This window comes from Mesorhizobium sp. M0292 (assembly GCF_040321695.1).
Classification (GTDB): domain Bacteria; phylum Pseudomonadota; class Alphaproteobacteria; order Rhizobiales; family Rhizobiaceae; genus Mesorhizobium.
This window is the reverse complement of record NZ_JAMYSB010000005.1, coordinates 260,428-285,780: the sequence shown is the minus strand read 5'-3', so window position 1 is coordinate 285,780 and position 25,353 is coordinate 260,428. Positions and strand designations below refer to the sequence as shown.

Annotated in this window: 24 protein-coding genes and 1 pseudogene; 13 read left to right on the top strand and 12 right to left on the bottom strand. The window is 64.5% G+C overall.

The genetic code is table 11. The features are described 5' to 3' along the window. Nucleotides 1-209: 209 nt before the first annotated feature. From NKI96_RS10285 to NKI96_RS10275, 3 genes are all read right to left on the bottom strand, one after another. The gene (locus NKI96_RS10285) at nt 210-593 is read right to left on the bottom strand and encodes a c-type cytochrome (RefSeq protein ID WP_023669991.1); all 384 of its coding nucleotides are present in this window, start codon (nt 591-593) and stop codon (nt 210-212) included. Between the two features lie 84 nt (nt 594-677). After that, the gene (locus NKI96_RS10280; RefSeq protein WP_352804000.1) at nt 678-1,856 is read right to left on the bottom strand and encodes a glycosyltransferase; all 1,179 of its coding nucleotides are present in this window, start codon (nt 1,854-1,856) and stop codon (nt 678-680) included. Between the two features lie 14 nt (nt 1,857-1,870). Further along, nucleotides 1,871-2,482: a thymidine kinase gene (locus NKI96_RS10275; RefSeq protein ID WP_023683669.1), complete on the bottom strand. Its 612-nt coding sequence runs from the start codon at nt 2,480-2,482 to the stop codon at nt 1,871-1,873. 237 nt (nt 2,483-2,719) lie between these two features. On the opposite strand from NKI96_RS10275, the gene NKI96_RS10270 reads away from it, so the two are divergent. From NKI96_RS10270 to choV, 3 genes are all read left to right on the top strand, one after another. Beyond that, nucleotides 2,720-3,655, top strand: coding sequence for a choline ABC transporter substrate-binding protein (locus NKI96_RS10270; RefSeq protein ID WP_023686157.1), 936 nt, complete (start codon nt 2,720-2,722; stop codon nt 3,653-3,655). Nucleotides 3,656-3,792: 137 nt separating this feature from the next. Continuing rightward, entirely contained in the window at nt 3,793-4,647 is an 855-nt protein-coding gene (gene choW / locus NKI96_RS10265) for a choline ABC transporter permease subunit (RefSeq protein WP_023669995.1), read from the top strand. Then, a complete protein-coding gene (choV, locus tag NKI96_RS10260; protein ID WP_023669996.1) occupies nt 4,644-5,825 on the top strand; it encodes a choline ABC transporter ATP-binding protein in 1,182 nt (393 codons plus the stop codon). The genes choW and choV overlap by 4 nt, the downstream gene beginning before the upstream one ends. Nucleotides 5,826-5,917: 92 nt before the next feature. On the opposite strand, the pseudogene NKI96_RS10255 reads toward choV, so the two are convergent. Then, nucleotides 5,918-7,947: pseudogene (locus NKI96_RS10255) on the bottom strand (transcriptional regulator). A 202-nt stretch (nt 7,948-8,149) separates the two neighbouring features. On the opposite strand from NKI96_RS10255, the gene NKI96_RS10250 reads away from it, so the two are divergent. Together NKI96_RS10250 and NKI96_RS10245 are read left to right on the top strand one after the other, a co-directional pair. Beyond that, entirely contained in the window at nt 8,150-9,235 is a 1,086-nt protein-coding gene (locus tag NKI96_RS10250; protein ID WP_352803998.1) for a PLP-dependent cysteine synthase family protein, read from the top strand. Between the two features lie 19 nt (nt 9,236-9,254). Next, complete coding sequence (locus NKI96_RS10245; RefSeq protein WP_352803995.1) at nt 9,255-10,730, top strand: pyridoxal phosphate-dependent decarboxylase family protein; 1,476 nt, start codon at nt 9,255-9,257, stop codon at nt 10,728-10,730. A 27-nt stretch (nt 10,731-10,757) separates the two neighbouring features. Here NKI96_RS10245 and NKI96_RS10240 read toward each other — a convergent pair whose 3' ends face one another. The 3 genes from NKI96_RS10240 to NKI96_RS10230 all read right to left on the bottom strand — a co-directional run bounded on the left by NKI96_RS10240 (nt 10,758) and on the right by NKI96_RS10230 (nt 13,378). Then, complete coding sequence (locus NKI96_RS10240; RefSeq protein WP_352803992.1) at nt 10,758-11,162, bottom strand: YciI family protein; 405 nt, start codon at nt 11,160-11,162, stop codon at nt 10,758-10,760. Nucleotides 11,163-11,255: 93 nt separating this feature from the next. After that, on the bottom strand, nt 11,256-12,665 hold the full coding sequence (locus NKI96_RS10235; protein ID WP_023670001.1) for an ATP-binding protein: 1,410 nt from the start codon (nt 12,663-12,665) through the stop codon (nt 11,256-11,258). Continuing rightward, nucleotides 12,662-13,378 carry a response regulator gene (locus NKI96_RS10230; RefSeq protein WP_023670002.1) on the bottom strand — a complete coding sequence of 239 codons (717 nt, stop codon included), beginning with the start codon at nt 13,376-13,378 and terminating at the stop codon, nt 12,662-12,664. The genes NKI96_RS10235 and NKI96_RS10230 overlap by 4 nt, the downstream gene beginning before the upstream one ends. Nucleotides 13,379-13,636: 258 nt before the next feature. On the opposite strand from NKI96_RS10230, the gene NKI96_RS10225 reads away from it, so the two are divergent. From NKI96_RS10225 to NKI96_RS10205, 5 genes are all read left to right on the top strand, one after another. Next, complete coding sequence (locus NKI96_RS10225) at nt 13,637-13,939, top strand: hypothetical protein (RefSeq protein WP_023705925.1); 303 nt, start codon at nt 13,637-13,639, stop codon at nt 13,937-13,939. Nucleotides 13,940-13,978: 39 nt separating this feature from the next. Then, nucleotides 13,979-14,209: a hypothetical protein gene (locus tag NKI96_RS10220; RefSeq protein ID WP_352803990.1), complete on the top strand. Its 231-nt coding sequence runs from the start codon at nt 13,979-13,981 to the stop codon at nt 14,207-14,209. 153 nt (nt 14,210-14,362) lie between these two features. Further along, nucleotides 14,363-14,710, top strand: a complete 348-nt coding sequence (locus NKI96_RS10215; RefSeq protein ID WP_023705924.1) for a hypothetical protein — start codon at nt 14,363-14,365, stop codon at nt 14,708-14,710. Between the two features lie 133 nt (nt 14,711-14,843). Next, nucleotides 14,844-15,149 carry an ATP-dependent Clp protease adapter ClpS gene (clpS, locus tag NKI96_RS10210; RefSeq protein ID WP_023683679.1) on the top strand — a complete coding sequence of 102 codons (306 nt, stop codon included), beginning with the start codon at nt 14,844-14,846 and terminating at the stop codon, nt 15,147-15,149. A gap of 37 nt (nt 15,150-15,186) precedes the next feature. After that, on the top strand, nt 15,187-15,315 hold the full coding sequence (locus NKI96_RS10205; protein ID WP_280802373.1) for a hypothetical protein: 129 nt from the start codon (nt 15,187-15,189) through the stop codon (nt 15,313-15,315). A gap of 22 nt (nt 15,316-15,337) precedes the next feature. On the opposite strand, the gene NKI96_RS10200 is transcribed toward NKI96_RS10205, so the two are convergent. The 4 genes from NKI96_RS10200 to NKI96_RS10185 form a co-directional block, all read right to left on the bottom strand. Then, on the bottom strand, nt 15,338-17,422 hold the full coding sequence (locus tag NKI96_RS10200) for a membrane protein (RefSeq protein ID WP_023748150.1): 2,085 nt from the start codon (nt 17,420-17,422) through the stop codon (nt 15,338-15,340). Between the two features lie 207 nt (nt 17,423-17,629). Further along, nucleotides 17,630-20,455 carry a DUF4159 domain-containing protein gene (locus NKI96_RS10195; protein WP_352803987.1) on the bottom strand — a complete coding sequence of 942 codons (2,826 nt, stop codon included), beginning with the start codon at nt 20,453-20,455 and terminating at the stop codon, nt 17,630-17,632. Beyond that, a complete protein-coding gene (locus tag NKI96_RS10190) occupies nt 20,452-21,366 on the bottom strand; it encodes a DUF58 domain-containing protein (RefSeq protein ID WP_023683683.1) in 915 nt (304 codons plus the stop codon). The genes NKI96_RS10195 and NKI96_RS10190 overlap by 4 nt, the downstream gene beginning before the upstream one ends. Next, entirely contained in the window at nt 21,366-22,370 is a 1,005-nt protein-coding gene (locus NKI96_RS10185; protein WP_023670009.1) for an AAA family ATPase, read from the bottom strand. The genes NKI96_RS10190 and NKI96_RS10185 overlap by 1 nt, the downstream gene beginning before the upstream one ends. 144 nt (nt 22,371-22,514) lie before the next feature. Between NKI96_RS10185 and NKI96_RS10180 the strand changes: the two genes are divergently transcribed. Genes NKI96_RS10180 through NKI96_RS10170 form a run of 3 tightly spaced genes read left to right on the top strand, consistent with a single transcriptional unit; the run spans nt 22,515 to nt 25,044 of the window. Then, nucleotides 22,515-23,144, top strand: a complete 630-nt coding sequence (locus tag NKI96_RS10180; RefSeq protein ID WP_023670010.1) for a DUF1285 domain-containing protein — start codon at nt 22,515-22,517, stop codon at nt 23,142-23,144. Next, the gene (locus tag NKI96_RS10175; protein WP_023691599.1) at nt 23,144-23,776 is read left to right on the top strand and encodes a CoA pyrophosphatase; all 633 of its coding nucleotides are present in this window, start codon (nt 23,144-23,146) and stop codon (nt 23,774-23,776) included. Before NKI96_RS10180 ends, NKI96_RS10175 begins: the two co-directional genes overlap by 1 nt. After that, the gene (locus NKI96_RS10170) at nt 23,773-25,044 is read left to right on the top strand and encodes a CCA tRNA nucleotidyltransferase (protein ID WP_023691598.1); all 1,272 of its coding nucleotides are present in this window, start codon (nt 23,773-23,775) and stop codon (nt 25,042-25,044) included. Before NKI96_RS10175 ends, NKI96_RS10170 begins: the two co-directional genes overlap by 4 nt. A 6-nt stretch (nt 25,045-25,050) precedes the next feature. Here NKI96_RS10170 and NKI96_RS10165 read toward each other — a convergent pair whose 3' ends face one another. After that, the gene (locus NKI96_RS10165) at nt 25,051-25,236 is read right to left on the bottom strand and encodes a DUF1059 domain-containing protein (protein WP_023670013.1); all 186 of its coding nucleotides are present in this window, start codon (nt 25,234-25,236) and stop codon (nt 25,051-25,053) included. Nucleotides 25,237-25,353: the final 117 nt, after the last annotated feature.

The following is a 25,353-nucleotide window of genomic DNA, read 5'->3' as shown; positions in this document are numbered from 1 at the left end:
GCCTGGTCGTCTTGAAAGGCAATGAAGGCGGGGTCATGGCGTGATTAACCAGCCGGCCAAGTATTGTTCAATTGTCATTGAACTTTGACGGCTGCGAAGAAGTCGATCTCGGACAGTGTGGGTGTGCTGAATTCGACAGAGGGCTCAATGAGTTGCAAGCGCGAGACAGCTGGCGGAAGCCGTCGCCATCACGCTACGCATCGCGCCGTTCAAGGCTTCGGATCGGCCTTCAGATAGGCGATGACGTTGGCGATGTCCTCGTCGCTGCTCAGGCCGGAGAAGCCCATCCTGTTGCCGGGTACTTTCAGCTTGGGAGCGCCGAGATAGGCTTTGAGGTTGGCTTCGTCCCAAACGAGGCCGGCCGCGCCGGCGTCCTTCATGGCCTGCGAATAGTTGAAATTCTGGGCGGTGCCGGCGGTGCGGCCGACGATACCGAGGAGATGCGGGCCGACCTTGTCGCGGTCGCTTGCCGCCTCGTGACAGGCCATGCAGCGGTAGAACACTTTCTTGCCAAGTGCTGCATCGCCGTCGGCCAGCGCGGCGAGGATACCGGCCAAGTAAATGACAAGGCCTGATGAAATGGCTCGAAGCATGGCGGTTCCCGGCTGGCTCTGGCTGAGGGCAAAATAGGCTGCAGGCCTTAACAAACGCCGTATGCCGGTGGATAGCAGCCGGGCTCAATCCGTGCGCGGGATCGCTGCGACCGCCTGCTTGACCTGCTTTTCAATCGCCGCCGACGAATGATTGTCGCGCACGAAAGCGCGGCCGATCTCCGCCATCTCGGCGGCCGCTTGCGGGCGTGTCGCGAGATCGATGATTTTCAATGCCAACTTGCCGGCATCGTCGCTGGACAGGAAATGCCTGCCCGCCTGCAGGCCAAGCCCTTCGACGGCCTTTTCGGTGGCGGCGACGACCAGGCCCGCCGCCATCGCCTCCAGCACCTTGATGCGGGTTCCGCCGCCGAAGCGCAGCGGGATCGGCGCATAGCCGGCGCGGCCAAGCAATTCCGGCAGATGCGGCGGGTTCTCGATCAACCGCAGACCATGCCTGGTGCATAGACCGCGTACGACATCGCGCGGGTTTCTGCCGGCGACGGTGATCGACCAGGGCCGGCCGGAGGCGGCGAGGCACGGCGCCATCGCGCGGCCGATCTGCTTGACGGCGTCGATGTTGGGAAAATAGCCGAGATGCCCGATGAAGCACAGGCTGAGCTCACTGAAGCGCTCGGCAGCAATTGGCAGGGAGAGCACGCTCTCGTCTGGAATGGGGTTGGCGACGAACCTGATGTCGTTGACGGGGCCGAGAGCGGACAGAAGCGCTTCGTCGGCCCGCGAACAAACCCAGACCTGGTCGGCCAGGGCAGCCGCACACCTGTCGGCTTCGCGCGCCTCTGCCTTCCTTCGCCTGTTTTGGCGCCAGTCTCGAATTTGCTGCCACAGCGTCAGGCCGGCGATCCGGTCGGACACCGTCCGGGAATCAATGTTGTGCTGGTCAAGGACGGTGCGCGCGCGATGCTTCGGCGCCAGCGTCAGCAGCTGCGAAAGCACGATCTCCTCGATCACCACGAGATCGGGCGCGAATTCCCTCCAGATGACGTCGGCTTCGGCCAGCTCGTCGTCCGGCATCATATGCACGGTCGGGTGCGGGCTGCGCCTGCCCCAGGGCGCCCTGCCGCGCGCTGCCTCGATGATCCGGTGACGGATGTTCGGCGGTGTGGAGGGTGCCGGGGCGCCAGTCAGGCTTACCGTCAGGACCTCGCCCATCGATGCCAGGGCGCGTGCATTGGCGGCGTTCCGGATCTCTCCGCCGGAGACCGGCGGAAACGGGCAATCAACTGTGAACTGCAGAATTTTCATGTTGTCCCGGCCGTTCAGCCTCTGGTGAAGCCAATGAAATCGTCGGGCGCGGCGCGGCCCATTTCCTCTTCCCAGTGGCGGCGGCAGAGCGAGATATAGACGTCCTTGCCGATCGCCACCTGTTCGCCTTGTCTGGCCACCTTGCCGTCAGCGCCGAGACGCACGACCATCGTCGCCTTGCGGCCGCAGCGGCAGATGGTGCGCACTTCGCGCAGATCGTCTGCGATGGCCAGAAGCGCTCGCGAACCGGAAAACAGATTGCCCTGGAAATCGGTGCGCAGGCCGTAGCACATCACAGGGATGTTCAGCCGGTCGGCGATACGGGCGAGCTGCCAGACCTGCTCTTCCTCGAGAAATTGCGCCTCGTCGACAAAGATGCAATGCACCGTCGTATGTTCGTGATGCTCGGCGACGCGAGCGTAGAGATCGTCGCCGTCGCGGAACATCTCGGCCTCCGTCTCCAGGCCGATGCGCGACGAGATCAGCCCGGTGTCGCCCTTTCTGTAGTGGCCGGCGACGAACAGCATCGTCGTCATACCGCGTTCGCGATAATTGTAGGACGCCTGCAGCAGCATTGTCGTTTTGCCGGCATTCATCGTCGCATAGTGGAAGTAGAGCTTGGCCATGCCGTCCTTTTAAGCCGAGTTGGCGCGGCGCGGGGAGAGGGCACCGCTGCATTTCATGGGAAAAGCCGTCTGCAATCCAAAAAGCGGCGGGCGTGTCGCTGTTTGGCCAGTCCGCGCCGTTGATCGTGATTGTCTTAGCGCTTGAAACCACACCAGAATGGTGTTTGGCTGACGAAACAAGGCGGGCAGAGAAACCGTAACTAAGCTTCGCCAAAGAATCACAATGGGAGACTGCCAATGTCGCGTATGAACACCTTCGTCGCCGGCCTCGGCCTGGCGACTTTTCTGTCCACGAGCGCTGCACTTGCCGGCGATCCGGAGAGCTGCAAGGCGGTGCGCCTTTCCGATGTCGGCTGGACCGACATCCAGGCAACCACCGGCGTCGCTTCGGTGCTGCTCACCGCGCTCGGCTACGAGCCGCAGACGATCCAGCTATCGGTACCGGTGACCATGGCGTCGCTGAAAAACAAGGATCTCGACGTCTTCCTCGGCAACTGGATGCCCTCGATGACCAACGACATCAAGGACTACACCGCCGATGGTTCGGTCGAGACGATCGGCACCAACCTGACCGGCGCCGGCTACGGCATCGTCGTACCGACCTATGTCGCGGAGGCCGGCGTCAAGTCGCTGACCGACATCGGCAAGTTCAAGGACAAGTTCAACGGCAAGATTTACGGCATCGAGGCGGGCAATGACGGCAACCGCATCATCCTCGACATGATCAAGAACCCGAAGGACAATCTCGAAGGCTTCGAGCTGGTCGAGTCCTCGGAAGCCGGCATGCTGACGCAGGCCGAGCAGTCGATCAAGAACAATGAGTGGATCGCGTTCCTCGGCTGGACGCCGCATCCGGTGATGGGCGCCATGAAGCTCACCTATCTCGACGGCATGGGCGACAGCGGCTTCGGCGCCGCCACCGTCTACACCAATGTGCGCAAGGGCTACACCACCGAATGCCCGAATGCCGGCAAGTTCATCGCCAACCTGAAGTTCAACCTGGACATGGAAGGCGAGATGATGGACGCGATCCTGAAGGGCGGCGACGCCAACACGGTCGCAGCCGACTGGCTGAAGAAGCACCCTGACGCGGTTGCGCCGTGGATTGCCGGCGTCACCACCTTCGATGGCGGCGATGCGGCAGCGGCGGTCAAGACCGCGCTCGGAAGCTGAGCCGACTGAATTCGGCAAAGCCGAACCAGGAAGGGCAGCCAATCTAGAAAGGGCTGCCCTTTTTCATATCCTGTGAGAAGATGACCTAACGACAGCGGAGGCCGGAAGCAGGCGGTCTCTCGCATGAGAGGGGCGATATGGATCCGATTTCGAAATTCATGGTCGATCACAAGATACCGATCGGCGCCTGGGGAAAGGCGTTCTTCGGTTTCCTCACTGACAATTTCGACACTGTGTTCAGGGCCTTCTCGAATGGCCTCAATTTCCTGCTCGACGGGCTGGTTGGCATCCTTTTGATGGTGCCGCCGGTGCTGCTGGCGCTGATCATCGCCATCATCGCCTGGCTGCTGCAGCGCTCGCGCCCGCTGGCCATAGGCGTCTTTCTCGGCCTGATCTTCATCATCAACCAGAACCTCTGGAAGCAGACGGTGCAGACGCTGGTGCTGGTCGTGGCCGCCGCCGCCATGGCGATGGCCATCGGCGTGCCGCTCGGCATCTGGGCCGCGCACAAGCCGAAGGTCTACCGCATCATGCTGCCGGTGCTCGACCTGATGCAAACGCTGCCGACCTTCGTCTACCTGATCCCGGTTCTGACCCTGTTCGGTCTCGGCAACGCGCCCGGCCTCATCGTCACCATCATCTTTGTCATCCCGACCGCGGTCCGGCTCACCCATCTCGGCGTCGTCTCGGTGCCGAAGTCGATCATCGAGGCCGGCGAGGCGTTCGGCGCCACCAAGCAGCAGCTGCTGTGGAAGGTCGAGCTGCCCTCGGCCTTGCCGACCATCATGGCCGGGCTGACGCAATCGATCATGCTGTCGCTGTCGATGGTGGTGTTTGCAGCACTGATCGGCGCCGGCGGCCTCGGCACTGAAATCAACCGCGCGCTCGGCTCGCGCCGCATCGATCTCGGGCTCGAGGCGGGCCTGGCGATTGTCGTACTCGCCATCGTGCTCGACCGGATGACGCGTATCGGCGTTGGAGGCAAGAAATGACCGTCGCCGTCGATTTCAAAAATGTCGATATCGTCTTCGGGTCCGACCAGGCCGGTTCGCTGGCGCTGATCGACGGCGGCGCCACGCGCGCCGAAATCCTCGAAAAGACCGGCAATGTGCTGGGTTGCGCCGGCGCCAGCCTGACCGTGCATGAGGGCGAAATCTCGGTGCTGATGGGCCTGTCCGGCTCGGGCAAGTCGACGCTGCTGCGGGCCGTCAACCGGCTCAACGTGGTGTCGCGCGGCCAGGTGCTGGTCAAGGACGGCGACAATATCGTCGATGTCGTGACCTGCGATCAGGCGACGCTGCGGCGGCTGCGCCAGAAGCAGGTGGCGATGGTGTTCCAGCAGTTCGGCCTGCTGCCTTGGCGTACGGTGGAGGAGAATGTCGGCCTTGGCCTCGAACTCGCCGGCGTGCCGGAGCAAGAGCGCAAGGAGCGCGTGCAACGCCAGCTGAAACTGGTCAATCTCGACCAGTGGTCGAAGAAATACGCGCATGAGCTGTCCGGCGGCATGCAGCAGCGCGTCGGCCTGGCCCGTGCCTTCGCCACCGAGGCGCCGATCCTGCTGATGGACGAGCCGTTCTCGGCGCTCGATCCGCTGATCCGCACCAAGCTGCAGGACGAATTGCTGCAGCTGCAGGCGGAGCTGAAGAAGACCATCATCTTCGTCAGCCATGATCTGGAAGAGGCGCTGAAGATCGGCACCCATATCACCATCATGGAAGGCGGGCGCATCGTGCAGACCGGGGCGCCGGAAGACATCGTGCTCAAGCCCGCCAATGACTATGTCCGCGACTTCATCGCCAATGTGAATCCGTTGTCGGTGCTGACCGCCTGGAACGTCATGCGCGACAGCCGCGACCTCGAGCACGGCGATAATGGCTGGGTGTGGCTCGACCGGCGCAAGACGACGCGCTTCAAGATCGACGAGCACGGGCTGGTGGCGGCGGCGGAACGCGACGGCAAACCGGCGGTATGGGTTTCATGCGCCGATGTCGAGGCGCAGCCGGAGGAGACGGCGCAAGTATTCTGGGCCAATCCCGGGACCTCGCTGAAGACGGTGATGCTGGCCATGCACCGCTCGCAGACGGCACCCGTGGCGCTGTTCGACGACCAGTCGCGCTTTGTCGGGGCGATCGGCATACGCGACGTGCTGAGCGCGGTGTTGCGGCGCTAGATCATGATGAGATTTGGTTGAAATCTCATCATGATCTAACCCTTTGTTGGAGCATGATCTTTTCCCCGGTACCCACTTTTTGGGATCATGCTCTAAGCCAGCCCGATGCGCGTGGCGCCGAGCTTGAACAGGGCTGTGGCATCCCGGTCGAAGCGGAAGGTGTGGATGAAGTCGTCCGCACGGTAGTCCGGAAGCGTCTTGCGGATGGCGGCGGCGAAAGTTTTCGCCTCGTCCAGTCGCCCCGCCAGCGCCAGGCAGTGAGCGGCGATCGACAGGATGATGACATGGGCGTTGGGGCGGGCAGCCGCTTTCAGCGCCCATTCGGCTGCCTCGTCGAACTGGCCGAGGCGGACATGCGCCATGGCGCGTGCGCCCAGCATGCCGAACAGCATCGGGTCGAACGGCGACAGATGGCGCGAATGATCCGACGATCCGATCGCCGCGTGCGGGTCGCCCGACTGCGAATGCACGAAGGACAGCGCATAGTGGCCAAGCGCGAAGTTCGGGCTGAGGTCGACGGCTCTTTGCAGTTCGAGCACGGACGCGTCACCCTCGCCGCGCAGCCACAGCGCCCGGCCCATCGCCCAGTGCGCGGCGGGATTATGATCGTCGACCAAAAGGCTCTGGCCGGCCGCCTCAAAGGCAAGCACGCTGTCCTGGTCGCGGTCGCCCCAGCGCTGGAAGGCGCTCTGCCAGTGGGTGAAGGAGAGGCCGGCATAGGCGCGGGTGAAGGTCGGATCCTGCCTGACAGCAATGTCGAAGAAATGCCGTGCGAGGTCGTTCTCGCTGCGGGTGAAGCGATACATGTGCCAGAGGCCGCGATGGTAGGCCTCCCAGGCGTTAAGTGAATTGGGCGCTTTCAGCATGGCGCGATTGCGCTCGACGGTCTCGATCTCGGATGAGACCGAGGCCACGATGCTGTTGCCGATATCGTCAAGCACGGCGAAAAGATCGTCGGGCTTGCGCTCGAAGGTCTCGGCCCAGACGATCCTGGCTGTGCGGACCTCGACGAGCTCGACGGTGACGATCAGGCGGCCGGTCAGGCTGCGCACCGTGCCGGTGGCGACATAGTCGACATTCAGCCTTCGGCCGGCATCTTCCGGCGCGATGTCCTTTTCCGCCAGCGCAAAGACCGAGCCCCGGGCGATGACAAAGAAGTCCCTGAGCTTGGCGAGGCGGGTGATGATGTCGTGGGTCAAGCCATCGGCCAGCCCGCCACGAACGCCGCTAGCGGCGTCTTCGGCAAATGGCATCACGGCCAGCGAAGCCTTGTGCGGCGTCGCGGCTTCTGAACCGGCAAGCATGATTGACGCCTTGTTCGGCCCGGGCGGAGCTGCCGGTTGTGCCGGCAAAGTGGCGCAGTGACGTTCCGCGCGAATGGCAAGCCACGCCTGGCGCACGGGGCCGAAATCCAGCTCTTCCGATTGGAAGAGCGATGCTGCTGCGGCAAGATGGTCCTCGCAGGCACGGAACTGGCCGCGCCGCGCCAGCCTCACCAGGAGTGCGACATGGGCGCTGCTGTCGAACGGGGTCAATTCCAGCCATTTTTCGAGATGAGCGGAGACGTCTTCGGAATCGGCCGGGAGCGTCTTGACCAGACATTCCAGTATAGCCGCGTGGCAGGAACCGAAACGGCGGCGCTGCGCGGTCAGCCAGCTGTTGAAGAGAGGGCAGCGGTCGATCTCAGCCCTTCGAGGAAGTCGCCGACGAACAGGCCGGAGAGCAACTGCAGTCGCGTCGGCTCGAGCGTTTCGATGCCTGCGGCAGCCGCCGCCGCGACATCCAGAACGTCGACTGAGATGCCGTCGAGATCGAGCGCGATCGTATCGCCCGATGTTTCGATCCTGCGGCGGCCCGGTTCGTCGAGCGCGGCCCGCAGCTTGCTCAGGCACCAGCGCAGCTCACCCTTGGGATCATTTGGAACATCCCACAGCAACTCGCAGAGCTTGCCACGTCCGACCGGATGGGGCGCCAGCGCCAGATAGGCCAGCAGCGCGCGCAGCTTGCGCGATGCCGGCAAGACCACCGGGACGCCGTCGCGCGCAATTGTCGGCGGCCCAAACAGGCGCACGACAACACCTTGATGGCTGCTCGCCAGGCTCGATTCCACGCCAGATACCACGCCTGCTCCCACGCTGACCTGCCGGCCCCTGCTTTACCACCGAGCACGACAAAGTGCACCCGGCTGGCAAAATTTGTGCGCCGAATGTGGTGTTTACCACACTGCCGCACGTCAAGGACCTGTAGTGCGGCAAGGTGTCGAAATCTCGCCGCTCAAACCGCCGGTGTGTAACCGGCCCGTGAGCAAGAACCAGGAGTCTACCATGTTGCATCAGCAGAAAATCAGAACCACGGCCGGCCGCGGCCGCCTGTTCGACAGCATTCTCGACACCATCGGCGACACGCCGGTCATCCGCGTCAATAATCTCGGACCGGCGCACGCCACCATCTACGTCAAGGCCGAGTTCTTCAATCCGGCTGCGTCGGTGAAGGACCGGCTGGCGCTCAACATCATCGAGGAAGGTGAACGCACCGGCGCGCTCAAGCCGGGACAGACCATCGTCGAGGCGACCAGCGGCAACACGGGCATCGGTCTTGCCATGGTCTGTGCGCAGAAGGGCTACAAGCTGGTGGTGACGATGGCCGACAGTTTCTCGGTCGAGCGCCGCAAGCTGATGCGGATGCTGGGCGCCAAGGTGGTGCTGACGCCGCGCGCCGAGAAAGGCTTCGGCATGTACAAGAAGGCGGTGGAACTGGCCGAAGCCAATGGCTGGTTCCTGGCCCGCCAGTTCGAGACCGAGGCCAACGCCGACATCCATGAAGCAACCACGGGACGCGAGATCGTCAACGATTTCGCCGGCTCGCGGCTCGACTATTTCGTCACCGGCTACGGCACCGGCGGCACCGTCGCCGGCGTGGCGCGGGTGCTGCGCCGCGAGCGGCCTGAGACCCGGATCGTGCTCACCGAACCGGCCAACGCGCAGCTTGTCGGCAGCGGCAAGCCGCAGATGCGTGGCGCCGGCGGAGCGCCGGCCGCCAGCCATCCGGCTTTCGAACCGCACCCGATCCAGGGCTGGACGCCGGATTTCATCCCGCACGTCCTGCAGGAGGCCATCGATGGCAACTTCTATGACGAGGTGATGCCGATCGCCGGGCCGGAGGGCATGAAATGGGCCAAGGCGCTGGCGCAGCAGGAAGGCATCTTCACCGGCATTTCCGGCGGTTCGGCTTTTGCCGTGGCGCGCCAGATCGCCGGCACGGCACCGGCCGGATCGGTGATCCTGTGCATGCTTCCCGATACCGGTGAACGCTACATGACCACGCCTTTGTTCGACGGCATCGAGGCCGAGATGAATGCGGAAGAGCTTGCTCTCTCGCGGTCGACGCCCGGTTGCCAGTTCCCGGCATGATGACGCGGGAGCCAATTGCATGGACGCGATGCCTGGACACTCGGCTACCAGTACCGAGGAAACGCTTGACCCCTCGGACTGGGCCGATGTGCAAAGCCTGTCGCATCGGATCGTTGACGATGCCGTCGCTTACCTGCGCGATGTCAGGCAACGGCCGGTGTGGCAGGAGATGCCTGGAGATGTGAGGGATTTCTTCACCGCCTCGCTGCCGCAATCGCCGACCCCGCTCGCCGACATCTATGGCGATGTCGTGGACAAGGTGATGCCCTATCCGATGGGCAACATCCATCCGCGCTTCTGGTCCTGGTATATGGGGTCGAGCAATTTTACCGGCGCGATCGGCGATTTCCTGGCGGCAATCCAGGGCTCCAATCTCGGCGGCGGCAACCATGCCGCCGCCCTGATGGACGGCCAGGTGGTCGACTGGTGCAAGCAGATGATGGGCATGCCGGCTTCGGCCAGCGGCACGCTGGTCAGCGGCGGCTCGATGGCCAACATCATCGGGCTCACCGTGGCGCGCAACACCAAGGCCGGCATCGACGTGCGCGAGCACGGCGTTGGAGCAATCGAAAAGCCTTTGCGTTTCTATGGCTCGGACCAGGTCCATTCCTGTCACCGCAAGGGGATGGAAGCGCTCGGTCTCGGCAACAAGGCGCTGCGCCGCATTGCCAGCGACGCCGGCCTGCGCATCGACATTGAAGGTTTGAGGACTGCGATATCGGAAGATCGCGCGGCCGGGTTCAAGCCGGCCTGCATCATCGGCAACGCCGGCACTGTCAACACCGGCGCCATCGACGATCTGCAGGCGCTGGCCAAGCTGGCGCATGAGGAGGACCTCTGGTTCCATGTCGACGGCTGCATCGGCGCGCTGATCGCGATCGCGCCTGAGAATGCACATCGCGTCGCCGGCATCGAATGGGCCGATTCCATCGCGCTCGATCCGCACAAATGGCTGCATGCGCCTTTCGAGGCAGGCTGCGCGCTGGTGCGGGATGCCTCGGCGCATCGCAAGACCTTCGCGGTGACGCCGGAATATCTGGAATCGACACCGCGCGGCCTCGCCTCCGGCCAATGGCTGCACGATTACGGCCTGCAGACGTCACGCGGCTTCAAGGCACTCAAAGTGTGGATGGCGTTGCGAGAACACGGCGTCGAAAAATTCGGCCGCCTGATCGACCAGAACATTGCGCAGGGGCAGTATCTCTCAGGGCTGATCGCGGCCGAACCAGCGCTCGAACTGACGGCGCCGACCAGCATCAACATCGTCTGCTTCCGCTATCGCGCGGATGGTCTCGATGGCGAGCGCGCGAAAGCGCTCAACACCGAGATCATGCTGAGGCTGCAGGAAGAAGGCATCGCCGCCATTTCCGATACCACGGTGCAAGGCCAGCATTGCCTGAGGGTGGCGATCAACAACCACCGGACCCGGCGCGAGGATCTCGACCTTCTCGTCGCCGAAACGGTCCGCCTGGGCAACGAGATCGCTTCTGCCTGACCGGCCATGGGGTAGGGCAAGCGGCTCTCAGCCGCTGGCGGCCTCCTGGAAATCGCCCTTCGTCACGGGGAACGCCAGGCCGGGAAGGTAAAATGTGGTCGGCCGGATCTCGTACACCGCCGAGGGGTTCACGCGGCGCAAGTCGCGCGCAGCCGCAATCGCCGCCTCCTGCGTGGCGCAGTCGAGGACATAAAGACCCAGCAATTGTTCCTTGGTCTCGGCAAACGGCCCGTCGATGACGATGCCGTCTCCCGGACCACGCAGCGTGACGGCGTCGGCGGTCGCGCCCAGTCTTGCCGCCGGCCCGAGCTTGCCTTCGCGGGTCAATCTGGCATTGACCTCGAGCAGGTCGTGCATCAGCGCCGCGTCCTGCTGCGGCGTCAGGGACTGGATGGTCTGTTCGACGTGATAGGCCAGGATGGCGTAAAGCATGCGGCGATCTCCTCCTCTTCGAGCGGCCGCACTATTGCAAGGTTGGGTTGGTTGATCCACCCCCGGTGCCCATCGAGACGCTAGTCTGCTGCCTTATGCCGCCAGCGGCAGGCTGAGCTCCGTCAGCAGGCCGCCGCGAGGATGGTTGGACAGGTTGACATCGCCGCCGGCGGCACGCGCAATGTTGCGGGCAATGGTCAGGCCTAGCCCGAGACCGCCGGTCTGGCGGTTGCGCGATTGCTCCAGCCGCACGAAGGAACCGAACACCTGGTCGAGCTGCGCCTGCGGTATGCCCGGCCCCTCGTCGCGGATAACCAGCGTGACCGTGCCGTCCGACTGCCGCAGGCTGACATGGGCTTTCTTGCCGTAGGTCACGGCATTCTGGACCAGATTGTTGACGCAGCGCTTGAGCGCCACCGGCCGCGCCATGCAGATCATGCCACGCGGCCTGGCGCCGTCATGGTCGAACGTGACGTCCTCGAAACTGTCGGCGATCGATTCCACCAGCGACCAGAAATCGATCCGCTCGCTCTTCTCCTCGGTGACTTCGAAGGTGGCGAAGTCGATGACGGAGCTGGCGATGCTCTCGATGTCGGCGAGGTCGTGGGCGAGCGCCTCGCGCGCCGTCGATCTGCGCAACAGTTCGAGGCGCAGCCGCATGCGGGTCAGCGGCGTGCGCAGATCGTGGGCGAGCGCGGCGGCCAGATGTTCGCGGTCCTCGACATAGTCGCGCAGCCGGACCTGCATGGCGTTGACGGCTTTGGCCGCGGCGCGGATTTCGCGGCTGCCGGTCTCGGCGATCGGCGGGCTCTTCAGATCCGTGCCGATCCGGTTGACCGCCGTTTCCATCATCCGATAGGGCGCCGTCAGCCGGCGCAGCGACCAGATCGACATGATCACCACCAGGGCCGCGATCAGCGAATAGAGCGGCAGGCTGTCGAAGCTCAATATCGGTCCGACCGGCGTGTTGGGCTCGGTGAAATTCAGCCATTGGCCGTCGGCGAAGCGGACAGATGCCGTCAGCTTGTCGCTCTGGGCGAAGCTGGCCGCCAGCGATAACAGGTCGCGCTCCACCGCGCCGACATCCTTGGTCACGGCCACACCGCCAGGCGCGTTGGCTGCCTGGGTTGCCGGATCGCGCCGGACGCGGGCGTCGGTGATGCCGAATTTCGACAGCCGCCCGACCAGGATGTCCTCGAGTTCGGCCAGTTCGTCGTCGCCGGCGATCGACGAGGTGACCGCGGGCGTGTCCGAAACGGTGAGCGCATAGGTGGCGTTGAACAGACCGGAGGCCGTCAGCTTGCGCTGCTCCGGCGTGTCGTCATGCATCAGCTGCACCAGCGAATAGGCGCGGTCGTTAAGTCGGTAGAGATCGACCTCGTCATTGGCGACGGCGCGATCGCGCGAGACGATATAGAGCGTAGCGACCTGGCTGATCAGCAGGCCGGCAATGACGATGAGCAAAACCCAGACCGGCAGGGTTTGCGGCAGGAAACGTCTCATTCGGAGGTGGTCTCGGGCAGAAACTGGTAGCCTCCGCTGCGCACGGTCAGGATCAGTTTCGGCGTCTTGGGGTCGTCTTCCATCTTGCGCCTGAGGCGGCTGACCAGGATGTCGATGCTGCGATCGAAGGAATAGTCGCTGTCGCCGCCGGAAAGCTCGATGAGCTGGTCACGGGTGAGCACTCGCTGCGCGCTTTTAACGAAGGTCTGCAACAGGTTGAACTCCGCCATCGTCAGCTCGACCCTGACGTCGCCCGGCGCCATCAGCCGGCGGCGCGAGCAGTCCATCGTCCAGCCGGCGAAATGATAGATCTGCTTGGTGGTGGCGCGCTTCGGCTCAGCAGCACCATTGCGCCTCAAAACGGCGCGGATGCGGGCCAGCAGCTCGCGCGGATCGAAGGGTTTGGGCACATAATCGTCGGCGCCCATTTCCAGGCCGACGACGCGGTCGGTGGTCTCGGTCACCGCCGTCAGCATGATGATCGGCGTCGAGTAGCTGGCGCGCAGGTCGCGGCAGAGCTCCAGCCCGCTCTTTCCCGGCAGCATCACATCAAGCACGATCAGGTCTACCTGCGTGCGGCGCAGTATGTCTTCCATCTCGACGCCGTCGGCGGCAACCGTGGTGCGCAGGCCCCGCTTCTGGAAGAATTCCTGAAGCAGGTCGCGAATGCCCTTGTCGTCGTCGACGATCAGTATGTGCGCATCGGATTTCACGGCGATCCTGTCATTGCTGGCGGCCGGTCGGCGGCTGCCTTCTGAGTCTGCTTCTGTGGCGTCACCCACACGATAGAATTCTGGCCACATGTTGGCCAGCGGCGATGATCGCCCGCAAAGCCGATTTGCCAGAAACAGTCCAGAAACAAAATTCTATAGTCCGGAAAAACTCCCGAAAAGAATCAAGGGCATAAAGGGTGCCGTGGCGGTCAGGACATCGGCTGCGACGCGAAGTCTCCGGAGTAACGGACATTACCGATGCACAGGTTCACGATCAGCTTGATGGGTGCGCTGCTCAGCATTCCGCTCGTCACAGCCGCGATCGGAGCCACAACCGCAAAGGTGACGCCGATCACAAGGAGCGAGCGCTGCATCGATCTCAATCGCCAGGTAGACGAAGCCCTCGAAACCCATGCCGCGGCAACGCAGGTCACCGCGGCGAAAGCACTGCAAAGAAAGGGAAACCGGTTCTGCGCCAACAAGAAACAGGCACAGGGTATCCGGATGCTCGCGAACGCTTTGAAGCTGCTTGGAGTGACACCGATCGACCCGGTTCAGTGACACTCGAAAGTCGACCCGCACAAAGAAGGAAATGAAGCCATGAAAAAGTCCATCCTCTCCGCCACCGGTCTCGCTGTCGTTCTCGCTTTCGCAATGCCGGCTCTGGGCAATGCCGCTGCCACCACGACCGCTGCTCCGGCTGCTTCCACGACCACCGCTCCGGCGACCACGACCGCCAAGCCCCCGGTGAAGAAGGTCGTCGCCAAGAAGCCCGTCAAGAAGCACAAGAAGGTGAAGAAGGTCGTCAAGACGGACGCCCCGAAGGCCTGATCCAGACAGCCAACAGGCTTGTCTGTAACAAGGCCGCTCCAGCACCCCCCCGGCTGGAGCGGCCTTGTCGTGTGAGCATGATTACCCGTTGATGGGTGCCGGCCACCCAGGACTTTAACCCGTTTGCAATGCCGGTCCGGTAGGACAGCCCGCATGAAGAAGCGGCTTTCATCCATTCTGCGCTCGATGGCCATCGGCGGCCTTGTGGCCTCGGCCATGGTCAGGGTGCTGATCCAGTTCACCGCCAGCCCGGTGCCCGATCCGGTGAGCGGGCGCACGGAGCCGTCGCTGTTTGCACCGGCAATCTCCAGCAGCTGGCAATACATCACACCATGGCAAAGCCTGCTGCTGACCGTGATCACCGGCGCGGCGCTGGCCTGCTTCTTCGGCTGGCTCGCGGTCGCCTGGGTCGAATACAAGGCGGCCGGATCAAGGCCCGATGCGGCATCCAGCGCACGGCAATTCCAGGCTCGTCGCGTCGCCGACCGCCAGGGCCGTTGAACCGCAGCGCACAGTTCCTAAATTTGTGAACGGCAGCACTTCCGGGAAGCCGGTTTGGCGCGCCGATCAAAATGGACGACGGCTTTCCCCCATGACAAAGTGAGAGCGACCCCTCGCGCGATACCGGTTCCCGATGCCTGAAATCAGCTCCAAACCCCGGACCAAGACCAAGCCGCAGACCGAGCGACCGAAGCTCTACAAGGTCATCCTCATCAATGACGATTTTACGCCGCGCGAATTCGTGGTGACGGTGCTGAAGGGCGAGTTCAAGCTCAGCGAAGACCAGGCGAACCGGGTGATGATCACCGCGCACCGGCTCGGCGTTTGCGTCGTTGCCGTCTTCACCAGGGATGTCGCCGAGACCAAGGCGACACGGGCCATCGACGCGGCCAAGGCCAAGGGGTACCCGCTGCTGTTTACGACGGAGCCGGAGGAGTAGGTTGAGCGTCTTTCTCCCCGTCACTATACGGGGAGAAATGTCCGGCAGGACAATGAGGGGCAGCGCCGAGGTCGATGACAGTTCGCTTGCGCGGGCCGAGGAGATTGCCAACAACCTCAGGCTCGCGCTGCCCCTCATCCGCCCTTCGGGCACCTTCTCCCCGTGAACCGGGAGAAGGATAAGCGGTGCTACCGTCCCTCTCTGTACCACATCGCGCCCATGGCCAGCAGCAGCAGGCAAAGGCCGAGGAAGCCGCCGAACAGGGGTACGCGCGAGACGGCTTTGAGCACGCTGTCGTCGGTGCTGCGCAGGCCGATCCAGTCTGCGCCCGAGGCCGCACCGGAGGCGCGGACCGGGACGATGGAGGGCAGGGCGACACTGCCGGTGATCTGGCCAAGGGTGGAGGAGGCCGCCAGCCGGCGCACGCTGCCGCCGGTGGCCTCAGTCGGAGCCTTCAACCGGTCCTCGGTGGAGACGACGTCGGAGAATTCCGGCGCGTTGACCGGGCCGACATGGGCGAGTGCGGTCAGGTCACCATTGCCGATCTGGTAGAGGCCGATCTCCTTGGTCTCGATGCTGCCCAGGAAAACGCCGGGTTCGGACTTCTCCAGCTTGACGATCAGCGCCTTGCCCGAAGGGGTGATCACCTGCGCCGGGCCGGGATCGTCGCTCATCGTCTGGCGGCGGATTTCCAGCATCATGCCGCGGCCGTCGGCGGTCAGCCGCTCTTCCTCGAGTTCAGGTTCCTTCATCAGCCAGTGGGCGATGCGGCGGTAAAGCTGGACATGCGGCCCGCCACCCTCGAAGCCGCGCGCCCATAGCCAGCCCTGATCGGACAGAAGCATGCCGACGCGGCCTTCGCCCTTATGATCGAGCAGAAGCAGCGGGCGGTTGTCGGCGCCCTTCATCACCACTTCGCCTTCGGGGTTCTGCACGCCGATGGTGCGGAACCAGCGGCTCCAGCGCGGCGGCTCGGTCGCCGAGCCGTCGAGGCCGCGCGTCACCGGATGGCGCTGGCCGAGATCGGTGAGGCGCGGATAGAAGGCCTTGTCGATGACTTCGCCGGTCGGCATTGCCGGCAGCGACGACATTAGCGGGGTGCGGGCGATCGAGGCGTCGCCGGCATATTCCGGCCCGGCGGCAATCAGCAGCGCGCCGCCCTTTTCGACATATTCGGAGATGTAGTCGTAATAGAGGATCGGCAGCACGTCGCGGTGCTGGTAGCGGTCGAAGATGATGAGATCGAAATCCTTGATCTTCTCGACGAACAACTCGCGGGTCGGGAAGGCGATCAGCGACAGTTCGTTGATCGGCGTGCCGTCCTGCTTTTCCGGCGGCCGCAAAATGGTGAAATGGACGAGATCGACCGAGGCGTCGGATTTCAGCAGATTGCGCCACGTGCGCTCGCCGGCATGCGGTTCGCCGGAAACCAAAAGCACGCGCAAGTTCTCGCGGATGCCGTCGATCAGCGCGATGGCGCGGTTGTTGGCGTCGGTCAGTTCGCCCGGCTCGCGGTCGATGGAGAGTTCAACGATGTTCCGGCCGGCGCCGGGGATGGTCACCTGCAGCGGCATCGCCTGGCCGATGGTCGCCTCTTCGACCGCGACCTGCTCGCCATTGACCGAGACGCGAACATCGACCGGGCCGGTTTCGCCGTCGGTGGCGATGACGCGGTAGGTCATGTCGAGCGGCTTGCCGACGAGGCCGAAGCGCGGCGCGTTCTCGAAGCGGATGCGGCGGTCCTTCTCGTGCTCGTTGCCGGTGATCAGCGCGTGCAGCGGCGCATTGAAGTCGGGGGCGGCCGGTGCGTCATGCACCTCGCCATCGGTGATCATGATGGCGCCACCGATGCGCGAGGGCGGCACGTCGCGGAAGGCGCCTTCAAGCGCTGCAAAAAGCTTGGTCTCGGTGCGCTCGTCGGCGGCTTCCGACTTGCCGGCCTCGACGACGCGGACGTCGAACTGCTTGAAGCGGCCAAGGCGCTGCTGCAAACCGGCAAGCGCTTCGTCGGTCTGTTTGGTCCGGTCGCCGATATCCTGGCTCTGGCTGCGGTCGACGATGACGGCAACGACGCTCTTCAGCGCCTCGCGCTCCTCATCGAGGAAGACCGGATTGAGGAGTGCTGCGCCCAGCGCAATCAGCGCCGCGAAGCGGAAGATCGCGCCGCGCTGGCGAAACCACAAGCCGACAGCCGCCAGCACCAGCAGCGGTGCGAGCACCAAAGCCAGCAAGGGCCAGGACAGCAGCGGTTCGAAGGAAATCGACCAGTTCATGGGTTACCCTCCCCCTTGTGGAGAGGGTCGATCCGCGTAGCGGAGTGGGGTGGGGGTAGGCGACAGAGCGCTGGCGCTGCACCCCCACCCCGGCTCACTGTCTTCGCTTCGCTGCGACAGCGAGCCAACCCTCCCCAAAAGGGGGAGGGTGAGGCTGCGCCGCCGGCGCCAGACAGGATCGAGACGAAATTAGCCAATACTGCCATCCTACTGCCCCAGCCGTTCGAGCAGGATCGGCACGTGCACCTGGTCGGATTTGTAGTTGCCGGTCAGCATGTACATCATGATGTTGACGCCGGCGCGCAGCGCATAGATGCGCTGCATCGGATCCGATGGCACGGTCGGCAAAAGCGGGTCACCATTCTCGTCGACGGCCCAGGCGCCGGCAAAATCATTGGCGGTGATCAGGATCGGCGAGACGCCGTCGCCGACGCGTACCGGCCGATTCTCGGCATTGCTGGCCTCGAGCGAGGCTTCCACCCAGAGCGGGCTGCCGGAGAAGCGGCCGGGAAATTCGGGCAGGATGAAGAAGGATTTGGTCAGCACATGGTCGGCGGGCACCGGCTCCAGCGGCGGCACGTTGAGATTGCCGAGAATGTCGCGCAACCGTTCCGTCGCCGGGCTCGCCGAATCCGCACCGATGCCGTTGGCGAACTGGTCGCGCGTGTCGAACAGCACCGTGCCGCCCTGCTGCATATAGGCGTCGATGCGAGCGATCGCGGCTTGGCTCGGCATCGGCGCGGAGGGATCGATCGGCCAGTAGATCAGCGGATAAAAGGAAAGCTCGTCCTTCGAGATATCGACGCCCGCCGGCGCGCCCGGCTCGAGCGCGGTCTTCTCGATCAGGAAGCGGGTCAAGCCTTCGAGCCCTGCGCGGCTGATCGAATCGTCACCGGGCACACCGGTCAGCACATAGGCGATGCGGGTCTTGGCAATGTCCTCTATAGCGGCGGCATCGCCGGGCTTGGCGTCGTCGGCGCGGGCGAGGTCGGCATGGCCAAACAGCATGCCGAGGCCAAGCAGCAGCGCAGCCGTCGTTGCCGCGGCCGATCGGGCGCGGCGCGGTCGGCGCGACATCAGCCCGCCCATCCAGAACACCGCCAGCGTGTCGAGCAGCATAAGCACAAGGGCCCCTGTGACCAGCGATCCCTTGAGGTCGCGCGATTCATCGAAAGCGTACTGGATATTGGTCACCGGCACTGTGAATTGCGGGCGCACCAGCGGCGCGAAGGCGGTGGCCGGGTCGAGCAGATTGTGGGCGAAAACGCCGGTTTCCGAGCCATAGAGGCCGGGCGGGTTCTCGAACGTCACCGGCAGCGAGCCGGCGCCAGGGACCAGCGGTCGTGCGTCCGGCGTCGGCGGCACCAAAGTGCCGTCGGCGGCTATCATGCGATAAGGCGCCAGCGACGTAGCAGCGGCTTCGGCGTTGGCAACCGCCGCACCCTGGTTGCGCGACAGCTGCACGATGCGCCGCAGCATCTCGACGAAGCTGCCGGAGATCGGCAGCGTCGACCATGTCGCTTCCGGGGTGATATGGAACAGCACCAGCGTGCCCTTGCCCTTCTTCAACCCGGTCACCAGCGGGGTGCCATCGGCAAGGGTTGCCCAGGTGCGCTCGACGATGTCCGGCGTCGGTTCGGCCAACACCTGCCGGCTCACCGTGACCTCGGCCGGCGGTGCGAGGTCGGCGAACGGGCCGTTCTTCGGGAATTCGGTCACCGCTTGCGGCGTCGTCCATGACAGCGCGCCGCCAAGCGAGCGCTCGCCGGTGCGCAGCCTGACCGGCAGAAGGTCGTCGTCATTGCCGGCGGCGGCCAGCCGCGAACCGGCGAAGCGCACCAGCGTGCCGCCATTGTCGACCCAGTCGACCAGCCGCTGATGGACCTGCGGCGGAATGGTACCGATATCGGCCATGACGATCATCGCCGGCTTCTGGTCGAGAAGCTGCGGGATGGCGTCGGCGAGATCGACGCTCGACGGTTCGACCAGATCGGCGAAAGGCTGCAGCGCGCGCCTGATGTAATAGAGCGGCGACAGAAGCGGCTGCGCCTGGTCGGCCTCGGCCTGCGATAAAAGTCCGACGCGGCGGCGCTTGGAGCTTTCGTCGAGCACGCGCACCGCACCTGCCTGGCGTTCGCCGTCGAGCGCGATCGAGGCGAAGTCGTTGCGCAGTTCGAACGGCACCGCCATCGTGCCGGTGGCAGTAGTCTCACCCGGCGCGAAGGTCAGCGTCGCGTCGGCGATGCGGCGGCCCTTATCGTCGAAGGCGCCGGCGGTGACTTGTGCCGGCGCCGGATCGCCGGGCGCGCGGATGGCGGTCAGGGCGAAGCCGTCGACCTGATTTTCGGCGCCAGTGAGCCCAGTCAGCGCCAGCCGGTCGGAATTGGCCCAGACGACACGGGCGGCGTTTTTCGACAGCAGTGTGTTGAAGGCGGCCTCGTCGCCCTTTGCCGCAAGGCCGTCGGCGAGAACGGCAACGCTGGCGCCGGGCAAGGTTTCCAGCACGCCGGCGACGCGGGCATAGACAGCGGGTCGGTCGGTCGGGATCGGCCTCGGCTTGGCGGCGCGCAGCCGGTCGAGGGCAGCCGCCGCATCGAAGGGGCCGATCTCGGCGTTCGGCTTTTCGGCGGTGAAGGCGATGACGACCGGTACGCCGTTCGAACCGGCATCGGCGATCAGCCGCTGGGCGGTGGCGACGCGCTTGCCCCAGTCGGCGGCACTCGCCCAGTCATTGTCGATGACGAGCGCCAGGGCGGCGCCCTCGGCCGGCAATTTTTCGCGCGGATTGAAAACGGGTTCGGCTAATGCCGCGACAACAAGGGCTGCCATCAACAGCCGCAGCAGCGTCAGCCACCACGGGCTCTGCTGCGGCGTTTCCTCGCGCTTCAGCACGCGAGCGAGGATCTTCAGCGGCGGAAACATTTCGGACTGCGGCTTGGGCGGTGTGAGCCTGAGCAGCCACCAGATCACCGGCAGCGCGAGCAGGCCCCACAACACCATGGGAGCGCCAAAGGAGAGCGGCAGCCAGCTCATGCGCCGGCCCTTCCCACGAATGCGCCATCGGCGGTCATCGCCATGTGGATGCGCACCAGCGCCTCGGAAGCGAGGCGATCAGTGTGGTTGACGGTGTAGCTCCAGCCGAGGCGCTTGCACCAGCTGGCCATCTCCTGGCGGCGGGCGGTGTAGAGCAGGCGGTATTCGTCGCCGAGCATTTCGGCGCGGCCGGCGGTCAACTTGTCGCCGGTCTCGGGATCGGTGAATTCGGTGCGGCCGGCATAAGGAAAGGTCTCCTCCGCCGGATCGGCAACCTCGATCAGATGCGCACGCACGCCATGCCGCGCCAGCACATCGAGCCATTCCATGGTCTCCTCGACCGGGTCGAGGAAATCGCTCACGACGACGATGTCGCAGAAGCGGCGGATGGCGGACAGGTCAGGCTTTGCTGGCAGGTCCGCGGCGTGCATCAATTGCGCTGCGATGCGCTCGGCGCCGTTGCGGGCGGTGAACGGATCTGTCAGGCCGGGCCATGCGATGCGCTCGCCGCTGCGAGATAGCAATTCGGCCATGGCCAGTGCCAGCACCAGCGCGCGCGATTCCTTGGAAACGCTGGCGCCAGTCGATTTGTAGAGCATGGAGGGCGAGGGGTCGGCCCAAAGCCACACCGTGTGGGCTGCTTCCCATTCGCGGTCGCGCACATAGGTGTGGTCGTCCCGGGCCGAACGGCGCCAGTCGATGCGCGAGGAATCGCCTTCGACATAGGGGCGGAACTGCCAGAAATTCTCGCCGATGCCGCGCTTGCGGCGGCCATGCCAGCCGGCAATTACCGTATTGACGATACGGCGCGCCTCGACCAGCAGGTCCGGCACCAGCGAAGCCCGCAACCGGCCCCTGGCGAGCGCGTCGCGCGTCGCTGCCGGTGCCTGGACTTCGCCGATACGCGCCATCAGATTCCTTTGGCCAGTTTCGCCACCACGTCGCGCACGGTCGTGCCCTCGGCGCGCGCGGCAAAGGTCAGCGCCATGCGGTGCTGCAGCACTGGTTCGGCCAGCGCGCGGATATCGTCGACCGACGGCGCCAGCCGCCCGTCATAAAGCGCGCGCGCACGGGCGCACAGCGTCAGCGCCTGGCTGGCGCGCGGGCCGGGACCCCAGGCGACATGCTTGTCGGTCTCGGCATTGCCCTGGCCGGGACGCGCCGAACGCACCAGTTTGAGGATGGCGTCGACGACGCTTTCGGGCACCGGCATACGGCGGATCAGCGTCTGGATTTCCCTCAGCCGCGCCGGCTGCAGCACGTTTTGCGCCTTGGCGTCCTCGATGCCGGTGGTCTCCAGCAGAATGCGCCGCTCGGCCTCGATTTCGGGATAAAGGATGTCGACCTGCATCAGGAAGCGGTCGAGCTGCGCTTCGGGCAGGGGATAGGTGCCTTCCTGCTCCAGCGGGTTTTGCGTCGCCAGTACATGGAAGGGCGCGGGCAGGTCGTGGCGAATGCCGGCGATGGTGACGTGATATTCCTGCATCGCCTGCAGCAGCGCCGACTGGGTGCGCGGCGAGGCGCGGTTGATCTCGTCGGCCATCAGCAATTGCGCGAAGATCGGGCCGGAGATGAAGCGGAAGGAGCGCTTGCCGGCCTCGTCCTGTTCCATCACCTCTGAGCCGAGAATGTCCGACGGCATCAGGTCGGGTGTGAACTGGATGCGGCGCGAATCGAGGCCGAGCACGACACCGAGCGTTTCGACCAGCTTGGTCTTGGCAAGGCCGGGCACGCCGACCAGCAGCGCATGGCCGCCGGCAAGCAGCGCCACCAGCGTGCGCTCGACCACCACTTCCTGGCCGAAAATGACACGGCCGACGCCGTCGCGTACCCTGGAAATATCGGCCAGCGCCGTCTCGGCCTGGGCGATCATGTCCTTTTCGCTGATTGGGCTTTCCTTGACCATTACGCTCATGCCGCATCGATCCTTGTGCTGGAAGTACCGGCTTGCACTGTAGTGCCTTAGAATGCCGCGATTCGGCTTCGCCTGGCGCCTACGAATGAATTTAAATCACAGACTTAGGCTGACAAGCGGAACAACAGTGACTATTTCGTGACCATGACGGAACGCTCCGAACATCGCGAACACAGCCTTGCTGCCGCAACCGAGGCGCGCGGTCTCGAAGCGTTGATCTCGCGTGCGGCTCGCGCCGGCAAGGGCGCGGCGCCGGTGGAGCGCTGGAATCCCGACTTTTGCGGCGATCTCGACATGGAGATCAAACAAGACGGAACGTGGTTCTATCTCGGCACGCCGATCGGCCGCATGCCGCTGGTGCAGCTGTTTTCCAGCGTGCTGCGCAAGGACGAGGATGGCAGGACCTATCTGGTGACGCCGGTCGAACGGGTCGGCATCCGCGTCGTGGACGCGCCTTTCATCGCGGTTGAAATGGATGTTTCCGGCGCCGGCGCCGAGCAGACCATCACTTTCCGCACCAATGTCGGCGATGTCGTCGAGGCCGGACCTGGCCATCCGCTGCGCTTCGTCGACGAGAACGAGACCGGCGGCCTGAAGCCCTATGTGCTGGTGCGCGGGAGGCTGGAAGCGCTGGTGGCGCGGCCGGTGATGTACGAACTGGTCGAGCATGGCGAGGAGATCGATATCGGCGGCAAGACGATGTTTGCCGTACGCTCGAAAGGCGAAATCTATCCGATCATGCCGGCGGAAAAACTGAAGCGGCTGAGCGCATGATGGATCAGGTGAGGCCGCCGCCGTTTTCCACAGCGGATTTTCGCGCGCGGGTCGCGGCGCAAGCTGAAGCCCATGCCGGCGACGATTATGGCGATCATCGCTTCAACCCCGGCCATCCACGGTTGACGCAGCTCAAAGCGCTGCGCGACGCCGCAGTGCTGATCCCGGTCGTCGATCATGGACGCGATGCGACCGTGCTTTTGACCAAGCGGGCGGAAAAACTGCGCAGCCATTCGGGGCAGGTGGCTTTTTCCGGCGGCACCATTGATCCCACCGATGCGACCCCGGAAGCAGCGGCCTTGCGCGAGACATTCGAGGAGATCGGCCTCGGCCATGACCGCATCGAGATCATCGGCCGCATGCCCGATTATGTCGCCGGCAGCGGCTATCGCATCGCCCCGGTGCTGGCGGTCGTGCAGCCCGGTTTTACGCTGTCGCTCAATGCCGACGAGGTCGATGCCGCCTTCGAAGTGCCGCTCTCGTTCCTGATGGATCCGGCCAACCACACCAGGGACAGCCGCATGTGGAACGATCTGGAATGGTTCTTCTACGATATGCCCTATGGCGGCCAGCGCATCTGGGGCGTCACCGCCGGCATCATCCGCACCCTCTATGAAAGGCTCTATGCTTGAGTGATCCGGTATCGCTGGCGGGCAGAGCCGACTGGCTGGGTGAAAAGCATCTGCAGCGGCTGCTTGCCGTGCTGGCGCAGGGCGGCGAGGAAGCCCGCATCGCGGGCGGCGCGGTGCGCAATGCGCTGATTGGGCAGCCGGTCGCCGATATCGATGTTGCTACCACTTGCCTGCCCGAGGAAACCGTTCGCCGGGCCGAGGCGGCGGGCTTCAAGGCGGTGCCGACCGGCATCGAGCACGGCACGATCACGGTGATTGCCGGCGGCGCGCCCTATGAGGTCACCACGCTGCGCGCCGACATCGAGACCGATGGCCGCCGCGCCAAAGTGTCGTTCGGCCGCGACTGGAAGGCCGACGCCGAACGGCGCGATTTCACCATCAACGCGCTCTATGCGGAGGCTGACGGGACGGTGGTCGACCTGGTTGGCGGCGTCGGCGATATCGAGGCACGAAGGCTGCGCTTCATTGGCGATGCGGAGCAGCGGATCCGCGAAGACTATCTGCGCATCCTGCGTTTCTTCCGCTTTTTCGCCTGGTATGGCGAGGGTCGGCCCGATGCCGAGGGATTGAAGGCCTGCGCCCGGCTCAAGGACGGTCTCGCCCATCTCTCGGCCGAACGCATCTGGTCCGAGCTGAAGAAGTTGTTATCGGCCCCAGATCCGTCGCGCGCCTTGCTGTGGATGCGCCAGGCCGGCGTGCTCACCAGCGCCCTGCCGGAAAGCGAGAAATGGGGCATCGATGCCATTCATGGGCTGACCAAGACAGAAAAGGATCTGGGCTGGGCGCCGGACCCGCTGCTCAGGCTGGAGGCGATCGTGCCGCCCGATGCGGAGAGGATGAAGACACTGGCCGAGCGGCTGAAACTTTCGACCACTGAGGCGGAGCGCCTGCGCCACTGGGCGCTGACGGCTGCCGTCGAGCCCAAGACAAGCGAAGCGGAACTGGCCAAGAAACTCTATTCCGGCGAGCGCCAGGGTTTTCTCGATCGCCTGCGGCTGTCGCTGGCGTCGGCGCGAGCGCGGGCTCTCGAGGACAATGACGCGCTGGTTCAGGCCGGCGGGTTTTCGCGCCTGCTCGCTTTTGCGCTGAAATGGGAAAAACCGGTGTTCCCAGTCAAGGGCGGCGATCTGACGGCGCTTGGCGCGTCGCCGGGGCCAATACTCGGTGCGATTCTGAAAAACCTGGAAAAGGAATGGATCGGGTCCGGCTTTGCGCTCGATCGCGACGCGCTGCTGGAGCGCGCCGCGGAAGCCCTGAAGGCCAGATAGGACTGCTCAGGCCGCGTCGCGAACTTTCTCGATGCGCGAGCGGATCGCCTCGATCATCGTCTCGCGAATGACCGTTTCGCCATGTGTCTCGCGCATATGGTCGACGGCGCGGCGCATGACCTCGGCTTCCTCACCGGCACGGGTGTGCCACTCACAGCCGGGAACCAGCGAGCCGCAATGGAATTCCTTCATGGGGTTTTCTCCTTTTCCTCCTTGGAGCCTGTGCCTCTCATGGGCACACGAAGCTCCGCCATCTCTGTTCCGCGCCCTGTCACAGCAGTCGGTTTCGGGGGCACGCACGGGGGAGCT

Bases quoted from the DNA above. Each gene is read 5' to 3' on its own strand.
- NKI96_RS10285 (WP_023669991.1), bottom strand. From the start codon at position 593: ATGCTTCGAGCCATTTCATCAGGCCTTGTCATTTACTTGGCCGGTATC.
- NKI96_RS10280 (WP_352804000.1), bottom strand. From the start codon at position 1,856: ATGAAAATTCTGCAGTTCACAGTTGATTGCCCGTTTCCGCCGGTCTCC.
- NKI96_RS10275 (WP_023683669.1), bottom strand. From the start codon at position 2,482: ATGGCCAAGCTCTACTTCCACTATGCGACGATGAATGCCGGCAAAACG.
- NKI96_RS10270 (WP_023686157.1), top strand. From the start codon at position 2,720: ATGTCGCGTATGAACACCTTCGTCGCCGGCCTCGGCCTGGCGACTTTT.
- choW (WP_023669995.1), top strand. From the start codon at position 3,793: ATGGATCCGATTTCGAAATTCATGGTCGATCACAAGATACCGATCGGC.
- choV (WP_023669996.1), top strand. From the start codon at position 4,644: ATGACCGTCGCCGTCGATTTCAAAAATGTCGATATCGTCTTCGGGTCC.
- NKI96_RS10250 (WP_352803998.1), top strand. From the start codon at position 8,150: ATGTTGCATCAGCAGAAAATCAGAACCACGGCCGGCCGCGGCCGCCTG.
- NKI96_RS10245 (WP_352803995.1), top strand. From the start codon at position 9,255: ATGGACGCGATGCCTGGACACTCGGCTACCAGTACCGAGGAAACGCTT.
- NKI96_RS10240 (WP_352803992.1), bottom strand. From the start codon at position 11,162: ATGCTTTACGCCATCCTGGCCTATCACGTCGAACAGACCATCCAGTCC.
- NKI96_RS10235 (WP_023670001.1), bottom strand. From the start codon at position 12,665: ATGAGACGTTTCCTGCCGCAAACCCTGCCGGTCTGGGTTTTGCTCATC.
- NKI96_RS10225 (WP_023705925.1), top strand. From the start codon at position 13,637: ATGCACAGGTTCACGATCAGCTTGATGGGTGCGCTGCTCAGCATTCCG.
- NKI96_RS10220 (WP_352803990.1), top strand. From the start codon at position 13,979: ATGAAAAAGTCCATCCTCTCCGCCACCGGTCTCGCTGTCGTTCTCGCT.
- NKI96_RS10215 (WP_023705924.1), top strand. From the start codon at position 14,363: ATGAAGAAGCGGCTTTCATCCATTCTGCGCTCGATGGCCATCGGCGGC.
- clpS (WP_023683679.1), top strand. From the start codon at position 14,844: ATGCCTGAAATCAGCTCCAAACCCCGGACCAAGACCAAGCCGCAGACC.
- NKI96_RS10205 (WP_280802373.1), top strand. From the start codon at position 15,187: ATGTCCGGCAGGACAATGAGGGGCAGCGCCGAGGTCGATGACAGTTCG.
- NKI96_RS10200 (WP_023748150.1), bottom strand. From the start codon at position 17,422: ATGAACTGGTCGATTTCCTTCGAACCGCTGCTGTCCTGGCCCTTGCTG.
- NKI96_RS10195 (WP_352803987.1), bottom strand. From the start codon at position 20,455: ATGAGCTGGCTGCCGCTCTCCTTTGGCGCTCCCATGGTGTTGTGGGGC.
- NKI96_RS10190 (WP_023683683.1), bottom strand. From the start codon at position 21,366: ATGGCGCGTATCGGCGAAGTCCAGGCACCGGCAGCGACGCGCGACGCG.
- NKI96_RS10185 (WP_023670009.1), bottom strand. From the start codon at position 22,370: ATGAGCGTAATGGTCAAGGAAAGCCCAATCAGCGAAAAGGACATGATC.
- NKI96_RS10180 (WP_023670010.1), top strand. From the start codon at position 22,515: ATGACGGAACGCTCCGAACATCGCGAACACAGCCTTGCTGCCGCAACC.
- NKI96_RS10175 (WP_023691599.1), top strand. From the start codon at position 23,144: ATGGATCAGGTGAGGCCGCCGCCGTTTTCCACAGCGGATTTTCGCGCG.
- NKI96_RS10165 (WP_023670013.1), bottom strand. From the start codon at position 25,236: ATGAAGGAATTCCATTGCGGCTCGCTGGTTCCCGGCTGTGAGTGGCAC.